This is a genomic window from Proteiniclasticum sp. C24MP (assembly GCF_043951855.1).
In the GTDB taxonomy this organism is placed as follows: domain Bacteria; phylum Bacillota; class Clostridia; order Clostridiales; family Clostridiaceae; genus Proteiniclasticum.
In genome coordinates this window covers 42065-58342 of record NZ_JBINJW010000016.1, presented here as the reverse complement: position 1 = coordinate 58342, position 16278 = coordinate 42065, and the positions used below count along the sequence as shown (strand labels likewise).

General features: G+C 44.3%; 14 protein-coding genes and 1 other annotated feature. Of the genes, 7 read left to right on the top strand and 7 right to left on the bottom strand.

The annotated features are described in order from the left end of the window. Positions 1–19: 19 nt before the first annotated feature. The gene (locus ACHAL6_RS11065) at positions 20–844 is read left to right on the top strand and encodes a Cof-type HAD-IIB family hydrolase (RefSeq protein WP_395270730.1); all 825 of its coding nucleotides are present in this window, start codon (positions 20–22) and stop codon (positions 842–844) included. 184 nt (positions 845–1028) lie between these two features. Here the strand turns inward: ACHAL6_RS11065 and ACHAL6_RS11060 are convergent, their stop codons facing one another. Next, complete coding sequence (locus ACHAL6_RS11060) at positions 1029–1142, bottom strand: NUDIX domain-containing protein (RefSeq protein ID WP_395270729.1); 114 nt, start codon at positions 1140–1142, stop codon at positions 1029–1031. Positions 1143–1159: 17 nt separating this feature from the next. Between ACHAL6_RS11060 and ACHAL6_RS11055 the strand changes: the two genes are divergently transcribed. After that, complete coding sequence (locus ACHAL6_RS11055) at positions 1160–1570, top strand: hypothetical protein (RefSeq protein WP_395270728.1); 411 nt, start codon at positions 1160–1162, stop codon at positions 1568–1570. Between the two features lie 841 nt (positions 1571–2411). Here ACHAL6_RS11055 and ACHAL6_RS11050 read toward each other — a convergent pair. From ACHAL6_RS11050 to ACHAL6_RS11040, 3 genes are all read right to left on the bottom strand, one after another. Beyond that, positions 2412–2765: a DUF6075 family protein gene (locus tag ACHAL6_RS11050; protein WP_395270727.1), complete on the bottom strand. Its 354-nt coding sequence runs from the start codon at positions 2763–2765 to the stop codon at positions 2412–2414. Between the two features lie 132 nt (positions 2766–2897). Then, positions 2898–5309 carry a glycoside hydrolase family 2 protein gene (locus ACHAL6_RS11045; protein WP_395270726.1) on the bottom strand — a complete coding sequence of 804 codons (2412 nt, stop codon included), beginning with the start codon at positions 5307–5309 and terminating at the stop codon, positions 2898–2900. Positions 5310–5496: 187 nt separating this feature from the next. Further along, entirely contained in the window at positions 5497–6405 is a 909-nt protein-coding gene (locus tag ACHAL6_RS11040; RefSeq protein ID WP_395270725.1) for an AraC family transcriptional regulator, read from the bottom strand. Between the two features lie 298 nt (positions 6406–6703). On the opposite strand from ACHAL6_RS11040, the gene uxuA reads away from it, so the two are divergent. Beyond that, positions 6704–7750, top strand: coding sequence for a mannonate dehydratase (gene uxuA, locus ACHAL6_RS11035; protein WP_395270724.1), 1047 nt, complete (start codon positions 6704–6706; stop codon positions 7748–7750). A gap of 96 nt (positions 7751–7846) precedes the next feature. Here uxuA and purR read toward each other — a convergent pair whose 3' ends face one another. Further along, the gene (gene purR / locus ACHAL6_RS11030) at positions 7847–8656 is read right to left on the bottom strand and encodes a pur operon repressor (protein ID WP_395270723.1); all 810 of its coding nucleotides are present in this window, start codon (positions 8654–8656) and stop codon (positions 7847–7849) included. Between the two features lie 191 nt (positions 8657–8847). Between purR and murC the strand changes: the two genes are divergently transcribed. From murC to ACHAL6_RS11010, 4 genes are all read left to right on the top strand, one after another. Then, entirely contained in the window at positions 8848–10251 is a 1404-nt protein-coding gene (murC, locus tag ACHAL6_RS11025; protein WP_395270732.1) for a UDP-N-acetylmuramate--L-alanine ligase, read from the top strand. A 23-nt stretch (positions 10252–10274) separates the two neighbouring features. Beyond that, positions 10275–10814 carry a GNAT family N-acetyltransferase gene (locus ACHAL6_RS11020; protein ID WP_395270722.1) on the top strand — a complete coding sequence of 180 codons (540 nt, stop codon included), beginning with the start codon at positions 10275–10277 and terminating at the stop codon, positions 10812–10814. A gap of 91 nt (positions 10815–10905) precedes the next feature. Beyond that, positions 10906–11119, top strand: a binding site (T-box leader). A 73-nt stretch (positions 11120–11192) separates the two neighbouring features. Beyond that, positions 11193–12578: an asparagine--tRNA ligase gene (gene asnS / locus ACHAL6_RS11015; protein WP_395270721.1), complete on the top strand. Its 1386-nt coding sequence runs from the start codon at positions 11193–11195 to the stop codon at positions 12576–12578. Positions 12579–12745: 167 nt separating this feature from the next. Further along, positions 12746–13609 carry a universal stress protein gene (locus ACHAL6_RS11010; protein WP_395270720.1) on the top strand — a complete coding sequence of 288 codons (864 nt, stop codon included), beginning with the start codon at positions 12746–12748 and terminating at the stop codon, positions 13607–13609. A gap of 65 nt (positions 13610–13674) precedes the next feature. On the opposite strand, the gene ACHAL6_RS11005 is transcribed toward ACHAL6_RS11010, so the two are convergent. Continuing rightward, positions 13675–14751 (bottom strand): M24 family metallopeptidase, encoded by a 1077-nt coding sequence (locus ACHAL6_RS11005; RefSeq protein WP_395270719.1) that lies wholly within the window; start codon positions 14749–14751, stop codon positions 13675–13677. A gap of 43 nt (positions 14752–14794) precedes the next feature. Continuing rightward, positions 14795–16237: a leucyl aminopeptidase gene (locus ACHAL6_RS11000; RefSeq protein ID WP_395270718.1), complete on the bottom strand. Its 1443-nt coding sequence runs from the start codon at positions 16235–16237 to the stop codon at positions 14795–14797. Positions 16238–16278: the final 41 nt, after the last annotated feature.

Sequence of the window (16278 nt, the reverse complement as noted above, 5' to 3'; positions counted from 1 at the left end):
GAAAACAGGAGAATTACGCATGAAGAAATCATATAAACTGATCTGTATCGATGTGGACGGAACCCTCTACAACGACCAGAAAATCATCCCGGAAGAAAACCGAAAAGCCATTCAGGAGGCAAGCGAGAAAGGAATCCTCATCGCCATCACCACGGGCAGAATGTATCATTACGGGCATCTCTACGGCGGCATGCTGGGCGCGGATACCATCACCATCGCTTCCAACGGCGCCTTCGTGAAGTACCAGAACGAGATTCTCAATCATCAGAGACTCTCTTACGAAGACACCCTGTTCATAAAAGAGAAAATCGAAAAGTATCAATTCTTCGCACATTACAACACCTGGAATGGTCTTGTATGCAAGGGAAATCTGGGTGATGGCAACGGCTATCTGGCAGCCAATGAGAAGCTTCCAAAAGAGATGAAGATCGATATCGTCGTCACGGAAGATCTGGAGAATGAATTTCTGGACAGAAAGGATCAGTTTCTGAAAGCCATCGTTTTCTCCAAAGGAAGACATGCGGAGCTGATGCAGCTGAGAGAGGAATTCAGAGATCATAAAACACTGGGCGTCGCATCCTCATCTGTGGACAACCTTGAGATCTTCCGTAAGGATGTGGGCAAGGAAAAAGGAATTGAGGCGCTCATTAAGAAGCTCTGCATCACCCGGGAGGAAGTCATGGCCATCGGAGATGCGGAAAACGACCTTTCCATGATCAGGTATGCTGGTCTTGGCGTTGCCATGGGTAACGCTTCAGATGAAGTGAAGGAAGCTGCTGATTTCATCACGGAAACCAACAATGAAGCCGGGGTCGCCAAAGCGATCCGCAGGTTCTGCCTCTGATCTTCTACTGATTTTTCGAACATCCTCTCATCGTATGGAATCCGGATATTTCCTCATTCTCTCTTTATGTGGCTGCACATAGAGAGAGGATGTTTTGAATTCAAGAATTTTTTCCACTGGAAGCCGCTGGCAGGATATGGTTTCTTCTTTTTGCAGCTGAAGCTGATCCTTCTTCCAGTCAGTACTATAGCGTATCTCTGACCTTCTTTCTGTAGATTTCCACCAGCTCCTGCGCCTCGATGCCGGTTTGTTCTTTCAGCTCTCTGATAGCCGCAGCATGGGGATTCTCCCCTTTCAATCTTACTGCTGATAATCATGTCTGTGAAAAACGCACAACAAATTCATTTAAGAGTGACGGATGATGACTACAAAAAAATCAAAAATCTTGCTCATAAAAGAGGAATAATGGTGACCGAATTACTTAGAGAATTTATAGATCAAGGACTACAAGAAAAGTTAGCAGAAGAAAATCTTGACCTAGTAGCCAGTGTCGTTAGGCAACAATTGGATGCTGTAATGAAACCCCATATTGAAAGATTAGCCAGTATTTCGAGTAAAGCAGGTCATATGAGTGCAACGTCTACTTTTTTAAATGCACAAGCATTAGTAGAACTTGTTCCAAAAGAAAGGCAGCGAGACATTAGAGTAATGTATGATAATGCCAGGAAAAAAGCTGTTGAGTATATGAGAGTAAAAACTTCTGATTTTGATAATGAATATAAATAAAAATTACTTGTAATAAAAGTAAAAATTATATCTTATTATCAAAATCTATATTTAAAATATTATTTTTCCAGCAATTCCCCTCTTCACACTCTTATCTTTTATACAATTATGCCAAATATTGTGTTTTTCCTTAAAAAAAGCCTCAAATCCCGAAGAAGTTCGGGGTTTGCTGTGTTATTTACATGATACTATTAATTTGTTAATAATATCAGTTTACACACTGTTTGTTTATAGACTGATGAAAGTAGATGAGTTATCAAAGCAATAATTCTATTTAGACATCTGTGGCCTAACCTGATGTAGTTAAATTGATAAATAAATAGCAATGCACTAACTAAAAATATTGCTATTTAAAGTTTAATGAGAGGAGATGTTTTTACAAGAAAAAGTCAATGTAAGTTGTTTGTAGTATCGGTGGATTTAAAAGGAGAATTTTATGGAAAGTTTTGACTTAACTGCATTTACGCTCATTGTTATAGTTTTAGGATTATTTATATCACTTATTGTATTTACAGTGAAAAAAATAAAGAGAAAATAATGTACAAATTCAATACTTCTTCAAAAACAACACTTCTATAGAGGCTCTTAATATTTCGTAGCGTTGATTTAAAATAGATATTATATATTCAGAAAAAGAGAGATTACCATTTGTATCTGTAGATCAAAACCCTATTATGGTTCAATTATGTAATTTCCTTAATAAAATTCCCAATAATGTCCCTAGTATTGAGTTTAATTTAGTTGATCAAATCAACTATTTCTTTATTAATATTCTTGTTTAAAGGCAAAATAAAGAGCTGCTCTTTTAGAGTGGCTCTTTATTTTGCTTTTTGATATCAATCTATCTAAAATATCTTAATTTCATCGAATTAAGCGCTAATTCAAGAGTGTTTTCATCAAGTGAATGTAGTACATCACGAACATCAGCCGGATATCCGTTGTAATGATTGAAAGCAAGTGTAATCAACTTTATTTCAGTACTACTGAACTCCCCACTATTATCTTCAAGGCATTCCGGCTTTATGAAGTGTTCTTCAAAATTATAGATATCATCCACCTTATTGAAAAGATCCTCATACCCTGAAAGTATGTAAAACATTGATCTTCTTTCAGTGTCTCTATTTACAGTATTATCTCTGTCTATTAATTCCTGGTAGGTATGAATTGTTCGCACTTCGGTATGAATTGTTCGCATTTAACTTTTTAAAGCTAGTGATACCAATGGTTTAAGAGTGGTTGAAAACAAGGTTCTATTCTGTTATGTAGGGGTGAAAAGATCCTGAAAACCTTCATTTCCAGGATCCTTTCTCTCATTTATCTTTTCTCGCTAAAGCTTTCTAAAACCACCATCTCTCACTGTGAACCTGATTTCCTTTTCTCCCATATTTTCCGTCAGGATCTTCACAGCGCCGTCCCCTTCGCCTCTTCCGCTTCTCACATAGAATGCTCCTTGTCCCCCTCTCAGAGGAAACCAGGCCGGTCCTAGTATCTCAACATTCCCTTCAGTTTCCAGACGGATCACTTCACTGGAATAGACAAGAATGTCCTCGTGATTATTCTTCGCACAGACGGACACCATGGCCACATCATAGGTTTCTTCCACAAGAAGTTCTTCCTTGGATGGTATGACCTCAAGATACATCGAAGCACCAGGTCCTTTTGTCACGGTGGCCACTTCTTTTTCATTCTTGTACCCTTTGAACGTATAGGTCAGCTGGTCCTGTCCCCACCCGGCATAGTACTTGCCGAAAAGAGCCACCGCATCATCCATTTTCATTTTATATTTCAGGAGGATTCTACCCATGGCCATTTTGGAGGTCAGCGGCAGATTCATGCCATAGACAGCGGCCTTCCTGATGATTTTCTTCACCCGCTCTGCATCACCGCCAGAAAACCCCTCATCCTCCTCCAGGAGATTCCCAATGAAATCAGCCATGAGAATCGGCGGATGCTTCAGCTTCTTTTTCCTGTCTTTTTCGAACCTCCTGATGCGTCTGCCGTTTTTATAAAGATCCACATAGTCACAGTTGGTGAAGGCGTAGACATTTCCGAGATTCCCGCCCGCATGGTCTCCGATATTCATGGAAGAGGAGATATGAAGTACAGGCTCCTCTTTCTGACTGGAATAGACAAAAGCGGCGGTTTTCTTCTGACGGAACATATCCAGCACCCCATGATAGCAGACCCTGTCTCCACTGCCGAAATCCACGTGTGTGTTGTAATCCGCCATGCACCATCCGATGGCACCGGAAATCTTGCTGTTCTTCTCCATGGATTCAAGAACCCTGGCATGCCTCAGCGCATGCTCCGTTCTTCTCTCTTCCGGATCGGCGCTCTTCACAGGATACATGTGTCCGTTGTGTTCCGTCACAAGATAAGGCGCCTTAGAAGGCAGAATATGATTAGGACTGGAAAGCCCCTCATTATCCCCCTTATGCAGAAAATCATTATAGGTGTAGACATCCTCCAGAAACTCACTTTTGGCGAAATTTCTGACCCCACCCGTTGGCCTTGATTCATCATAGATGTGCGCGATCCTGTTCATTTCCTCATAAAACACAGTATCATCCTGGGATTCGTTGATTCTCACGCCCCAGATGATGATCGATGGGTGATTGCGGTCTCGCTTGAGCATTTTCTTCAGATTGTCTTTGCTGTTCTCCTTGAAATGTTCATCCCCGATGTGCTGCCAGCCGGGGATCTCCTCGAAGACCAGAAGTCCGATCCGATCACAGTGGTCCAGAAAATGACTGGATTGAGGATAATGGGAGGTACGAACGATATTGACCCCCAGGTCCTTTTTCAGAATCTCCGCATCCAGAATCTGCATGGACTTCGGCATGGCATACCCCACATATGGATAGCTCTGATGGCGGTTGAGTCCTCTCAGCTTGATCTTCCTTCCGTTGAGATAGAACCCGTCTTCCTTGAACATAGCTTCCCGAAAACCGATGGTTTCCGTTTTCCTGTCCACAGCGCGTCCATCAGGATCCACCAGGGTCACCTCGAGGGTATAGAGATGAGGATGATCGATATCCCAGAGCGATACACCCTTAATGGAAAGGGTATTACGCATTCTTTTCTCATCCACATTGCGGATACTGGAAAAGAGAGCTTCTCCAGACTGACTCGTGTCCGATCCTTCGAAGAGCTTATATATGACACTTCCTCCCCTTTCCGCTGACAGAATGGTCTGTACGGTGAGCTGTTTCTCTTCTTCCATGACATGTTCCGCAAAGGCGAAGACATTCTGAATGAAATACCTGTCATGAATCTCCAGACTCACCTCTCTGTAGATTCCCCCATATGTGAGAAAATCCACCACATGACCAAAAGGAGGAATCCATTCGAGCTCTCTTGAATCCACCATGACCTCGATGGTGTTCGTTTCACCGAATCTCACTTCCTCTGAAATCTCTTTGGAAAACGGAAGAAAGGCACTTTCACTGTGAAAGCTCTTCTTTCCGTTGATATATACCACAGTCATATTCGCTGCGCCTTCAAAAACAAGAAACAGGGATTTATTCCTGTATTCCTCATCAATGAAGATATCTTTTCTGTAAAGGCTCTTAAACTGGTATTCCTTTTCATTGAAGTTATTGAAAGGCAGCATCTTCACTGTATGAGGAAGATCCACATGTTCTCCCTTCCTGTTCTTCAGTTCACCTGACGTTTTCGGGTAATCCTCAACATCCGGATAAAACATCCAGCTTTCATTTAGATGAATCTTTTCTCGCATTTTAAACTCTCCTTGCACACCTGCGGGGACGATTATGCCATATAGATTTCTTTTTGATTGCATTTAATTTATCATACAGTAGAAATATGAAAAATCTTTGACTACAGTCAGACTATTATAATAATCTTATCAGAAAAGAACAGAAGGTGTATCTTATTTTCAATTTACACCTTCTGTTCTTTATCCTTTAGTTGAATTCCGCTATATTCTTATATCTATGCTGGTCTTCACTGGCTTTCCGCTTTTCCATCACGCTGAGAAATTCTTTCGGTGTGAGTCCATATTCGTTCTTGAATGCTCTGAAGAAATTGGAATAATCTCCGAAACCGCATTCCTCGTAAACGGATGTGATGGGATTCCCCTCCAGAATCAGTCCTTTGGCCTTGATGAGCCTCTTCTGGACCACAAATCGATAGAGGGTGGTACCGGTGTATTTCTTGAATTCGCGGGAAAGATGATACTTGCTGATGAAGAACTCCGCTGCCAGCTGGTCCATATTGATTTCCTCTTCCAGATGCTCATTGATGTAGCTGATGACGGAATCAATGAGCTGATTCTTCTTCACCTGCGGCTGCAGTTTATCTTCTTCGAAACTCATGCGATTCAGCTCGATCATGAGCTCGGTCAGCAGGGCCTTTGGCAGAAGATCCGCTCCGAATCCGTCTTCCGCGTTCTGATAATGCAGCTTGTCCAGGATTCCTCTTATGAGCTGATGGTTTTCCATGGAGGTTCTGAGCAGCGTCTTTTTCTCCTGATCCAGAAAACATCTGGTCAGGTCCGACTTTTTACTGGAAAGGGACTTGATAAATTCTTTATTCAGCCAAAGAACATACCGTTCATAATAATGCTCAGGATTCTCGATGAGCACCTGATGGAGCTCCTTGTGATTCACAAGAAGAATGTCCCCTGGCACAAGATGATAGTTTCTGCCTTCAATCTGATAGCTCACTTCCCCTTTCACGAAAAAATACACTTCGAAGAAATCGTGATGGTGCAGCGAAACATTCTTGAACTGCATGTCTTTATAATAAAACAGTTCATAATCCATACGATACATGTGCTGTCTGTTTGAATAATCATTCTTGTGCTTGCTCATGCCATTTCCTCCAGTTTTTCTTATTTTCATCTTATCGATAATGAGCAATATTTGCAAGTCCATGGGCAACTTAAATCATCATCAAACAACATCACTATATGATACTATTAAGCAAAGAGATTAATTTCCGCCCTTTTGTTTTCAATTATGAACAGAGAATTAATAATCTATGAAAACGTTGTGTATATCAACTGTTTCAATGGATTATCCTTTTCCATTCATGGTGAAAAAATCGACATTCACGTCGCAGAAGAGGGATGTTGTTGCACTTCATAAAAATATATAGGAGATGAATTAAATGAAACTATCATTCAGATGGTACGGAGAAGACGACCCCGTAAAAATCGAATACATCAGACAGATCCCCAACATGCACAGCATTGTAACAGCAGTATACGATGTTCCTGTAGGTGAAGTCTGGTCTGTGGAGAGTATCGAAAGACTCAGGAAAATCACAGAGGACAACGGACTGCACTTTGACGTCATCGAAAGTGTTCCCGTGCATGAAGACATCAAGATCGGACTGCCTTCACGAGACCAGTACATCGAAAACTACAAGGAGAACATCAGAAGACTGGGCGCCGCAGGCGTAAAAGTAATCTGCTACAACTTCATGCCGATCTTCGACTGGACAAGAACTCAGCTGGATTATGAGCTGCCTGACAAATCCACTGCACTGGTGTACTTCAAGGAGCAGCTTGAAAAAATGGATCCTCTGACAGGAGAGCTTTCCCTTCCAGGCTGGGATTCCAGCTATACGAAAGAAGGATTGAAGGAACTCTTTGATAAATACAAAGAAGTGGATGAAGAGAAGCTCTTCGAGAATCTCGAATATTTCCTGAAAGCGATCATTCCAGTAGCTGAGGAGGCAGGCGTGAAAATGGCCATCCATCCCGATGATCCACCATACTCCATCTTCGGACTGCCAAGAATCATCACCGGAGAAAAGAATCTGGACAGATTCCTGAAGATTGTAGACAGTGAATACAACGGTCTTACATTCTGTACAGGCTCCTTTGGTTCCTCCAACGCCAACGACGTGCTGGCCATGGTGGACAAGTATTCCAAAATGGGCAGAATCCACTTCATGCATGTAAGAAATGTGAAGCTCTATCCAGATGACAGCTTTGAAGAAAGCGCGCATTATTCACCATGCGGGTCTCTGGACATCGTAGCGATCTTAAAAGCCCTGCATCGCAACGGCTTCGACGGATATCTGAGACCAGACCACGGAAGAATGATCTGGGGTGAAACAGGAAGACCAGGATACGGCCTGCATGACAGAGCCCTAGGCGCTTCTTACATGACAGGAATCTGGGAAACCCTTACAAAGCTCGACAAGTAACCTCTTAGAACCCTCATAGAAACCCGAAAGGAGCTGTCTTCTGGAAGTTGATTCTTCCAGAAGACAGCTCCTTGCTTTACGGTTTTTTCCATCGCACTATTTTTCAGATGCTTCCATGATCACATTTCCTTCTTCGTCCACTCCATGGTAGTCGACAAGGGATGTATGAGGAGTTGGAAGTTTCTTCACCACTTCCTTGCTGTCCACAAGGACGCCAATGCCGATGAGCTCCGAATCGAATTCATTGAGAAGATCCGCGATACCATTGACTGTACCACCGGCTCTTAGGAAGTCATCGATGAAGAGACATCTTGAAGAGGTCTTCAGTGTTCTTTTGGCAAGTCCCATGTTCCCCAGTCTACCGGTTGTCCCTGATACGTAGTTAATGGTTACACTGGTTCCTTCTGTGACTTTCGAGTTCTTTCTTGCAACGATCAGTGGTACACCCAGATATCTGGCCACTTCATAAGCCAGCGGAATACCCTTGGTTTCGACTGTGATTACATAGTCGGCTTTGGCTTTTGAAAATTTCGAAGCCAGAATGACACCTGCACGATGCACAATGGTCGGATCCAGCATAATATCCGTAATGTAAAGGAAATTACCAGGCACAATTCTAGATTTGTCCCTCAGCGTTTCACAGATGGAATTCGCAAAGGCTTTTTCCTCCTCTTCTCCTATTCTCGCCACATATCTGACTCCACCCGTTGCACCGGCAATGGTTTCTATTTTCCCCATTTCCAGAGTTTCCATGATTTCTCTGATCACCAGAATATCTTCACTGATTGTCGATTTTGCGGCATTCAGCATTTCAGAAAAATAATTCAGACTCATGATTTTATTGGGATTTTCAATCAGAATTTTTGTAATGGCACTTATTCGGCTGTTTCTCGAATATTTTTGCATAACGATCCTCCTACATGGATTTTATCTCTTCTAATTTTATAACATTATCGAATGTTTTACAATATAATACTATCTAATATTCGTATTGTTACCCCATCTTTTTCCATTCTTCCTCTGTTACATTCCTTTCCAAAAAAATCTTTGAAATTTAAGGTGGATAGATTATGATGTTAATGGAAGGAAGTGTGATCATGTTATTTGATTTAAAGGAATACGAGAACAAGAAGGTTCATTTTATCGGAATCGGCGGAGTCAGCATGAGCGGACTGGCAGCCATCCTTCTTAACAGCAATATCAAAGTCACAGGATCTGATTTCAAGGAATCAGAAAACGTGAAAAGATTAAGAGAAAAGGGAGCCGAAATCTTTTTCGGCCATCATAAAGAAAACATCACCGATCAGGACATCGTGGTCTATACCGCAGCCATAAGGGAAGACAATGAAGAGCTTATGAGAGCGAAGGAACTCGGCATCATAACCTATGACAGAGCAGAGTTTCTGGGGCACATCATTCAGAACTTCACCAACTCCATTGCAGTGACAGGAACCCACGGAAAAACCTCCACCACCTCCATGCTTTCCGCCATATCGCTGGCGGCAGAAGTGGACCCTACCATCCTGGTAGGCGCAAATCTTCCCCTCATCGGCGGAAATTACAGGATCGGAGACAGCGACTTCTTCATCACGGAAGCCTGCGAATACAAGGAGTCCTTCCTGCGTTTCCCCGGAAAAGTGGCACTGATTCTGAACATCGAAGCGGATCATCTGGATTACTACAGAGATCTCAACCATATACTGGACACCTTCAGGGTCTATGTTTCCGTCATGCCTGAAGACGGTGTTGTCGTGGCCAATGCAGACGATGCCAATATGTCTTATGTTCTGCAGGATGCCACCATCAGAACACTGACCTTCGGCATTCGCAGCGGTGATCTGAGGGCGGAAGACATCACCTACAACCCACAGGGAAAGCCCAGCTTCAAAGTCGTCTATCAGGGAGAACTCCTCGCTGAACTGACCCTTAATGTTCCCGGAGAATTCAACATTTATAACGCGCTGGGCGCCATCGGTGCCTCTCTTTCCTGCGGATTAGGAATAGATTCCATAAAAAAAGGCCTGGAAACCTACATGGGTGTGGATAAAAGATTCCAGCATCTTTATACGGAAAACGGCATCATGGTCATTGATGATTATGCGCATCATCCCGGAGAAGTCGTCAACGCCATCGATACGGTCCTTAAAATGGACCACAGAAAAGTGCATGTGGTGTTCCAGTCTCATACTTATACAAGAACCCGTGCGCTCTTTGATGACTTTGTGGAATGTTTTGACCGAGTCGACAGCCTCACCCTTCTGCCCATCTATGCCGCCAGAGAACCCGACACGGGTCTGGTCAGCGCAGAGGAACTGGGAGATGCCATAAGAAGAAGAAAGACCGTAGATACAGAGAACTTTGAAACCTTCGAAGAAGCAGCAAAGCATCTCAGCGAACTCGCAAAGCCTGGAGACATCATTCTGACCATGGGCGCAGGAGAATCCGTGAAGGTGGCAGAGTATCTGAAACCACTTCTTGAAGACCAGACGCAACCGATATGAATCCCATCACCAGGAGGAAGACCATGAAGAACATCACATATCGCCCCCTTACCCGGGAGGAATGTCATAGAATCGAGGAAATCGACGCTTCCCAGTTCATTCATCGGGCCTACCGGGAAGTGGATGGAAGAAGAGTTCTTGTTACGATCAGCTACCAGGATCCCACCTGGCCGGAAGGCTATGAAGCCCATCTGCATGCGCTTCATAAGACCCTTTCAGATGACGGATTTGCCATCGGCGCCTTTTCGGAAGAAGGAGCTCTTCTCGGATTCATTTCCCTGAACCGGCCGTTCTTCGGAAAAACCTGTCATCATGTGCTGCTGGACCAGCTCTTCATCACGTTGAGTCATCGCAGAAAAGGCATCGGAAAAGCGCTGTTTCAAAAGGCAGCAGATATCGCTCGCAGCTGGGAAGCCGATAAGCTCTACATCTGTGCAGGGTCAGCTGAAGAAACCGTGAATTTCTATTTCGCCTTAGGCTGCAGAGAAGCCCTGGAAATCAATCCCACATTCTACGAAGAGGACCCTCGGGATTTTCAGCTGGAGTATGATCTTTCGAAGTAGAAGAACAGGATGAAGGGTGAATCACCCCACCTATACCCCCTTGCCAGTCAAGGGGTTTTGTTATATACTGAATGAAGCGAAAGTGCATAGTTTACATGCGAAGACGGGAAGAGTAATAAAGGAAACTGCATCCAGCGAGCTAATGATGGTGAAAGTTTAGCAGCAAGCCCTTTGATGAAAAACGCCCCCGAGCATCTTTATGGAAGGAAGAGTACATAAAGACGGACCTTACCGTTACAGGATAAAGTGACAAGGAAAGTGTTTCCTTGTAAATTGGGTGGTACCGCGAGATCCTCGTCCCTTTATGGAGATGATGGTCTTTTTTATTTACAGAAAAACCAGAAAAAGCAAAAATAATCATAGAAAGAAGGAGTTATCATGGCTAGAATCAAAGATTTATACAGAAACGCAAAAGACTATGAAGGACAGACCGTCACACTAAGTGGCTGGATCAGAACTTCAAGAGTATCCAAAGCCTTCGGCTTCATTGAACTCAATGACGGAGGATTCTTCAAGAACGCACAGATCGTCTTCGATGACACGCTGGAGAATTTCCTTGAAGTCTCCAAGTATCATATCGCAACCGCGCTGACTGTTACGGGTACACTGATCTATACACCAGATGCGAAGCAGCCTTTTGAAATCAAGGCATCTGAAATCATTCTGGAAGGAAGCTCTTCCTCGGATTTCCCGCTGCAGAAAAAGAGGCATACCTTTGAATACTTAAGATCCATTGCGCATTTAAGACCAAGAGGAAACACCTATTCCGCAGTCTTCAGAATCAGAAGCCTTGCAGCTTATGCCATACACAAGTTTTTCCAGGAAAGAGGCTTCGTCTATGTGCATACCCCAATCATCACCGGCAGCGATGCCGAAGGTGCAGGTGAAATGTTCAGAGTGAGCACGCTGGATCCCATTCATCCTCCACTGACGGAAGACGGAAAAGTGGACTACAGCGAAGATTTCTTCGGAAAAGAATCCAACCTCACCGTATCCGGACAGCTCAATGCAGAAGCCTATGCGCTCGCATTCAAGGATGTCTATACCTTCGGACCTACCTTCAGAGCGGAAAACTCCAATACCGCACGACATGCGGCCGAGTTCTGGATGATCGAGCCTGAAATCGCATTTGCAGATCTCAGAGACGATATGAAACTGGCCGAAGACATGCTGAAGTATGTCATCAGCTACTGTCTGGAAGAAGCTCCTGAAGAAATGGCGTTCTTCAACCAGTTCATCGACAAGGGACTCCTTGAAAGACTGAACTTCCTTGTGGAATCCGACTTCAAGCATGTGACTTACACTGAAGCAGTCGAGCTTCTTGAGAAATCAGGCAAGAAATTCGAATATCCCGTCTCCTGGGGAAGCGATCTTCAGACAGAGCACGAAAGATATCTCACAGAAGAAATATTCAAGATGCCTGTGTTTGTCACAGATTATCCAAAGGAGATCAAAGCCTTCTACATGAGGCAGAACGATGATGGAAAGACCATAGCAGCCATGGACTGCCTGGTACCCGGAGTCGGTGAAATCATCGGAGGTTCCCAGAGAGAGGAAAGAATGGATGTCCTTCTTGCCCGAATCGAGGAAATGGGACTGAACAAAGAGGATTACTGGTGGTATCTGGAACTGAGAAAGTTCGGCGGCACCAAGCATGCTGGCTTTGGTCTCGGCTTCGAAAGACTCATCATGTACATCACGGGTATGACCAACATCAGAGACGTGATTCCTTTCCCAAGAACTACAAACAACGCAGAATTCTAATCGTATTTCAAGGAGAGCTTCGGCTCTCTTTTTTATATGGTAAAATGATTAAAATCATATATACCGTTAACAATATAAAGTTTCCGTTAAATTATCTTAATATTCAATATATTAGTGGTAAAATAAGAGTATAGACCTGAATACTTTAATCAAAGGGGGCAATAAACATGATTAAAAAATTACTTGTTGTGAACCAGACACTACCCTATGATCATCTTGTTCTGAAATTTGCCAGATCACTGAAATTTCTAGGCGCAAAAGAAGTGGTTGTCGCCAATAACATCACGACACTCAGTGACAGACTCATAGATGGATATGATCCTCTTATCATTGAAGAAAGCCTCAAAGAGATCGAGAAGGAAGGATTTACAACCCGTACACTGGAACTTCAGGACCTGCCCGTGGAAGACATCAACAAGCTGGTCCAGAATGACGATACTTACGACTCCCTTATAATGGTCGGCGCAAAAAGATCTTCCCTGGGAAAACGAATCTTCGATACGGAATTCGCCTACGAGCTGATTCAGATGCCAAGTAAACCGATCCTCATCGTCAGAATCGATGAAGAAGATGAAAAATTCTCCACAACCCCTGCGGAGTTATCCCCTGAAAGTCACGTACTGTTCCCCACAGACTTTTCGGAAAATGCCCATCAGGCCTTCACCTACCTGGAACGAATGGTGGAAGCGGGGATCCGCAAAGTGACGCTGATGCATATACAGGATATTTCCAAAATCAGCCCCTATCTGGATTACAGAATCATCGAATTCAACCAGATCGACCGTGACAGGCTGGAAGAACTGAAAAAGAGACTGGAAGAAAAGGGAGCCACAAATGTGGATATCATCCTTGAAATGGGTAGACCTTTCAGAGAAATCAGCCGTGTGGTGGATGAAAACCATGTGGATCTTCTGATCTTAGGTAGACAGGGTAAAGGGATCATCAAGGACATCTTCATCGGAAGCAACAGCAACAACTTGGCTAGACGAGCACACACCTCTGTACTGCTTGTTCCGGAAATGAAGAAATAACAGAAGACACGAAAGCCTGGCTCACGCCAGGCTTTCTTTTTCATGTCTGTTTATTCCACTCTGTATCAGTATATCACCTGAAGGTCTTTGGGATATCTGTTCAGGACTTCATGTCCTTCTTCCGTCACCAGAACCAGATCCTCGATCCTCACACCCAGCTCTCCTTCCAGATAGATGCCAGGCTCCACGGAAAAAATCATACCAGGCTTCAGCACATCATCATTGACTGAGGATACATCTCCATACTCGTGGACTTCAATTCCGATGGAATGACCTGTCCTGTGGGTGAAGAATTCTCCATATCCTTTCTGCTCGATGACTTCTCTTGCCGCTTTATCGATATCGCTGAATCTGACGCCGGGCTTCACCATTTCTATGGCTTTGCGGTTCGCTTCCAGCACGGTTTCATAGACTTCTCCCGCTTTTTCATCCAGTTCCACATAGAACACGGTCCTCGTCATATCTGAAGCATAGTTGTCTTTTCTGCATCCGATGTCCAGAATGATGGAATCTCCCTCTTTGAGCAGCCTATGGCTGTTTTCATGATGGGGATTCGCTCCGTTTTTCCCATAGGCGATGATCGGTGTGAAAGAGAACCCGTCAGCGCCTAATGTTTCATAGATCTCCCTGAGTCTCTCCTCCATCTCTTTTTCCGTCATGTCTTCATGGATGGCATCAATGAGCATGGTCATGGCATCATCATTGAGCTTCGATGCCTCTTTCATGAAACGGATCTCTTCTTCGTCTTTCTGAGACCTTATCAGATCAAGAAGCAGGGATGAGTTCACATATCTTGTCGAACCCGTTGTTTCCATGAGCCTGATGAGAAATCCTGATGGCCAGTTCTTATCGATTCCAAGCACTTTTTCCTTTTCCAGTTTTTCCGCAAGGAGCGAAATGGAGTCCGTGGTATCCTTGATCCAGACAAAGTCCAGATCATCGGATTCCTTTTCCGGAAACAGTTCATTGATGAAGAGCACCGGTTTACCCGACGGACGGACAAGAAGAACCAGAAGTCTCTCTCCCGCCTCAATCCAGCGTCCTGTGAGATAGAAAATCGATGCAGTGTCTGTGACCAGAAGCTGTTCCAGATTCTTTTCCTTCATCAGTTCTTTCAGTTTTACAATTCTTTCTGAATACAAAAAGTCCCCCTCCTCTATTCGTTTCTGAAATGCCGAAGCATCCCTATTTCTTTTTTCCCTTTGCGTAGTAGTACAGCGTCTTCACAGGCATACCTGTGGCCCCCTTTGGCAGATAGCCTCTGGCGGAAGCGATATCTGAGGTGCCTGCGATATCCAGATGCACCCAAGGCGTATCTTCCACAAAAGCTTCAATGAAGGCCGCTGCCGTACTGGCACCGCCCCATCTGCCTCCGGTGTTCTTGAGGTCTCCTCGGTCTCCCTTGATGAGGTCTCTGTATCCTTTGGATAATGGAAGCTGCCACATGGGCTCTCCAGCCTCTTCTGCCGCTTTCTCGACTCGGGCATAGAGTTCCTTGTTGTTGGTGAATCCGCCGGTATTGAACTCACCCAGCGCCACCACGCATGCACCTGTCAGCGTGGCCACATCCACCACCTCACTGACCCCTTCATGCTTGATGCTGTAATAGACGGCATCTGCCAGTGTGAGTCTTCCTTCCGCATCCGTACTATGAACTTCGATGGTCTTTCCCGCCATGGACCCCACAATGTCTCCAGGTACATAGGCATCTCCGGAAATGACATTGTCCGTGGCCAGAACCACAGCCGTGACGTTTCTTTCCACTTTATTCAACGCGATGGCTTTCATGGCGCCTATGACAGCTCCTGAACCGCCCATATCCCCGTTCATGGTGATCATGGAAGGTCCTGGCTTCAGTGAGTATCCACCTGTATCAAAGGTGACCCCTTTGCCTACAAGACCGATGGGCGCTTCATCTTTTCCACCCCTGTATCTCATGATGATGCCCTGAGGCTCGTTGGTGGATCCCTTTGCAACGGACAGGAATGCCGTCATACCGAGCTTCTCGCATTCTTCTCTGCTGAGGATGGTCACTTCAACACCTGCCGGTTCAAGCTCTTCCTTCGCAATCCTGGCCAGCGCCACTGGTGTCAGTGTTATGGCAGGTTCATTGATGAGATTACGTGTCAGGAAGATTCCATCCATGATGTTTTCGATTTCCGCAAGCTCCGGAAGGACTTTTTCCTCTTTTCCTTCCAGAAGAATCAGAGATACTTCCTCCAGATTGAAGTCCTGCTTCTTGGAAAGGTATTTATCGAATCTGTATTCTGCATGATAGAGCCCTTCAGCGAAAGCTTTGGACGATTTTCTGTAGCATAGACCCGAGAACTTCGGAAGCTTCGCGGAAGCCTTCTTCACCTTCAGCTTTGAAAGCTCTTTCGCTCCCTTGAATGCTGCAAGTCTCAGAATCTCTTCATCCACTTTCTCTTCTTCTCCAAGTCCGAGGAAAATCTGAACCGTCTCTTTTTCCACATTCACATGGCTGAAAAGCTCTTCTGCTTCCCCTTTAAAGAGATTGCTCTTCTTCAGATGTTCCAGAACCTTCTCGTATCCCTCACTTTTCTGATCCTTACATACAAGAATCAGTTCTGCTTCCTGTTTCTGTCCGATGGTTATTTTCAAATTCATCACCCTTTCAATTTTCATATCTATCTTTCATTCTACTATAA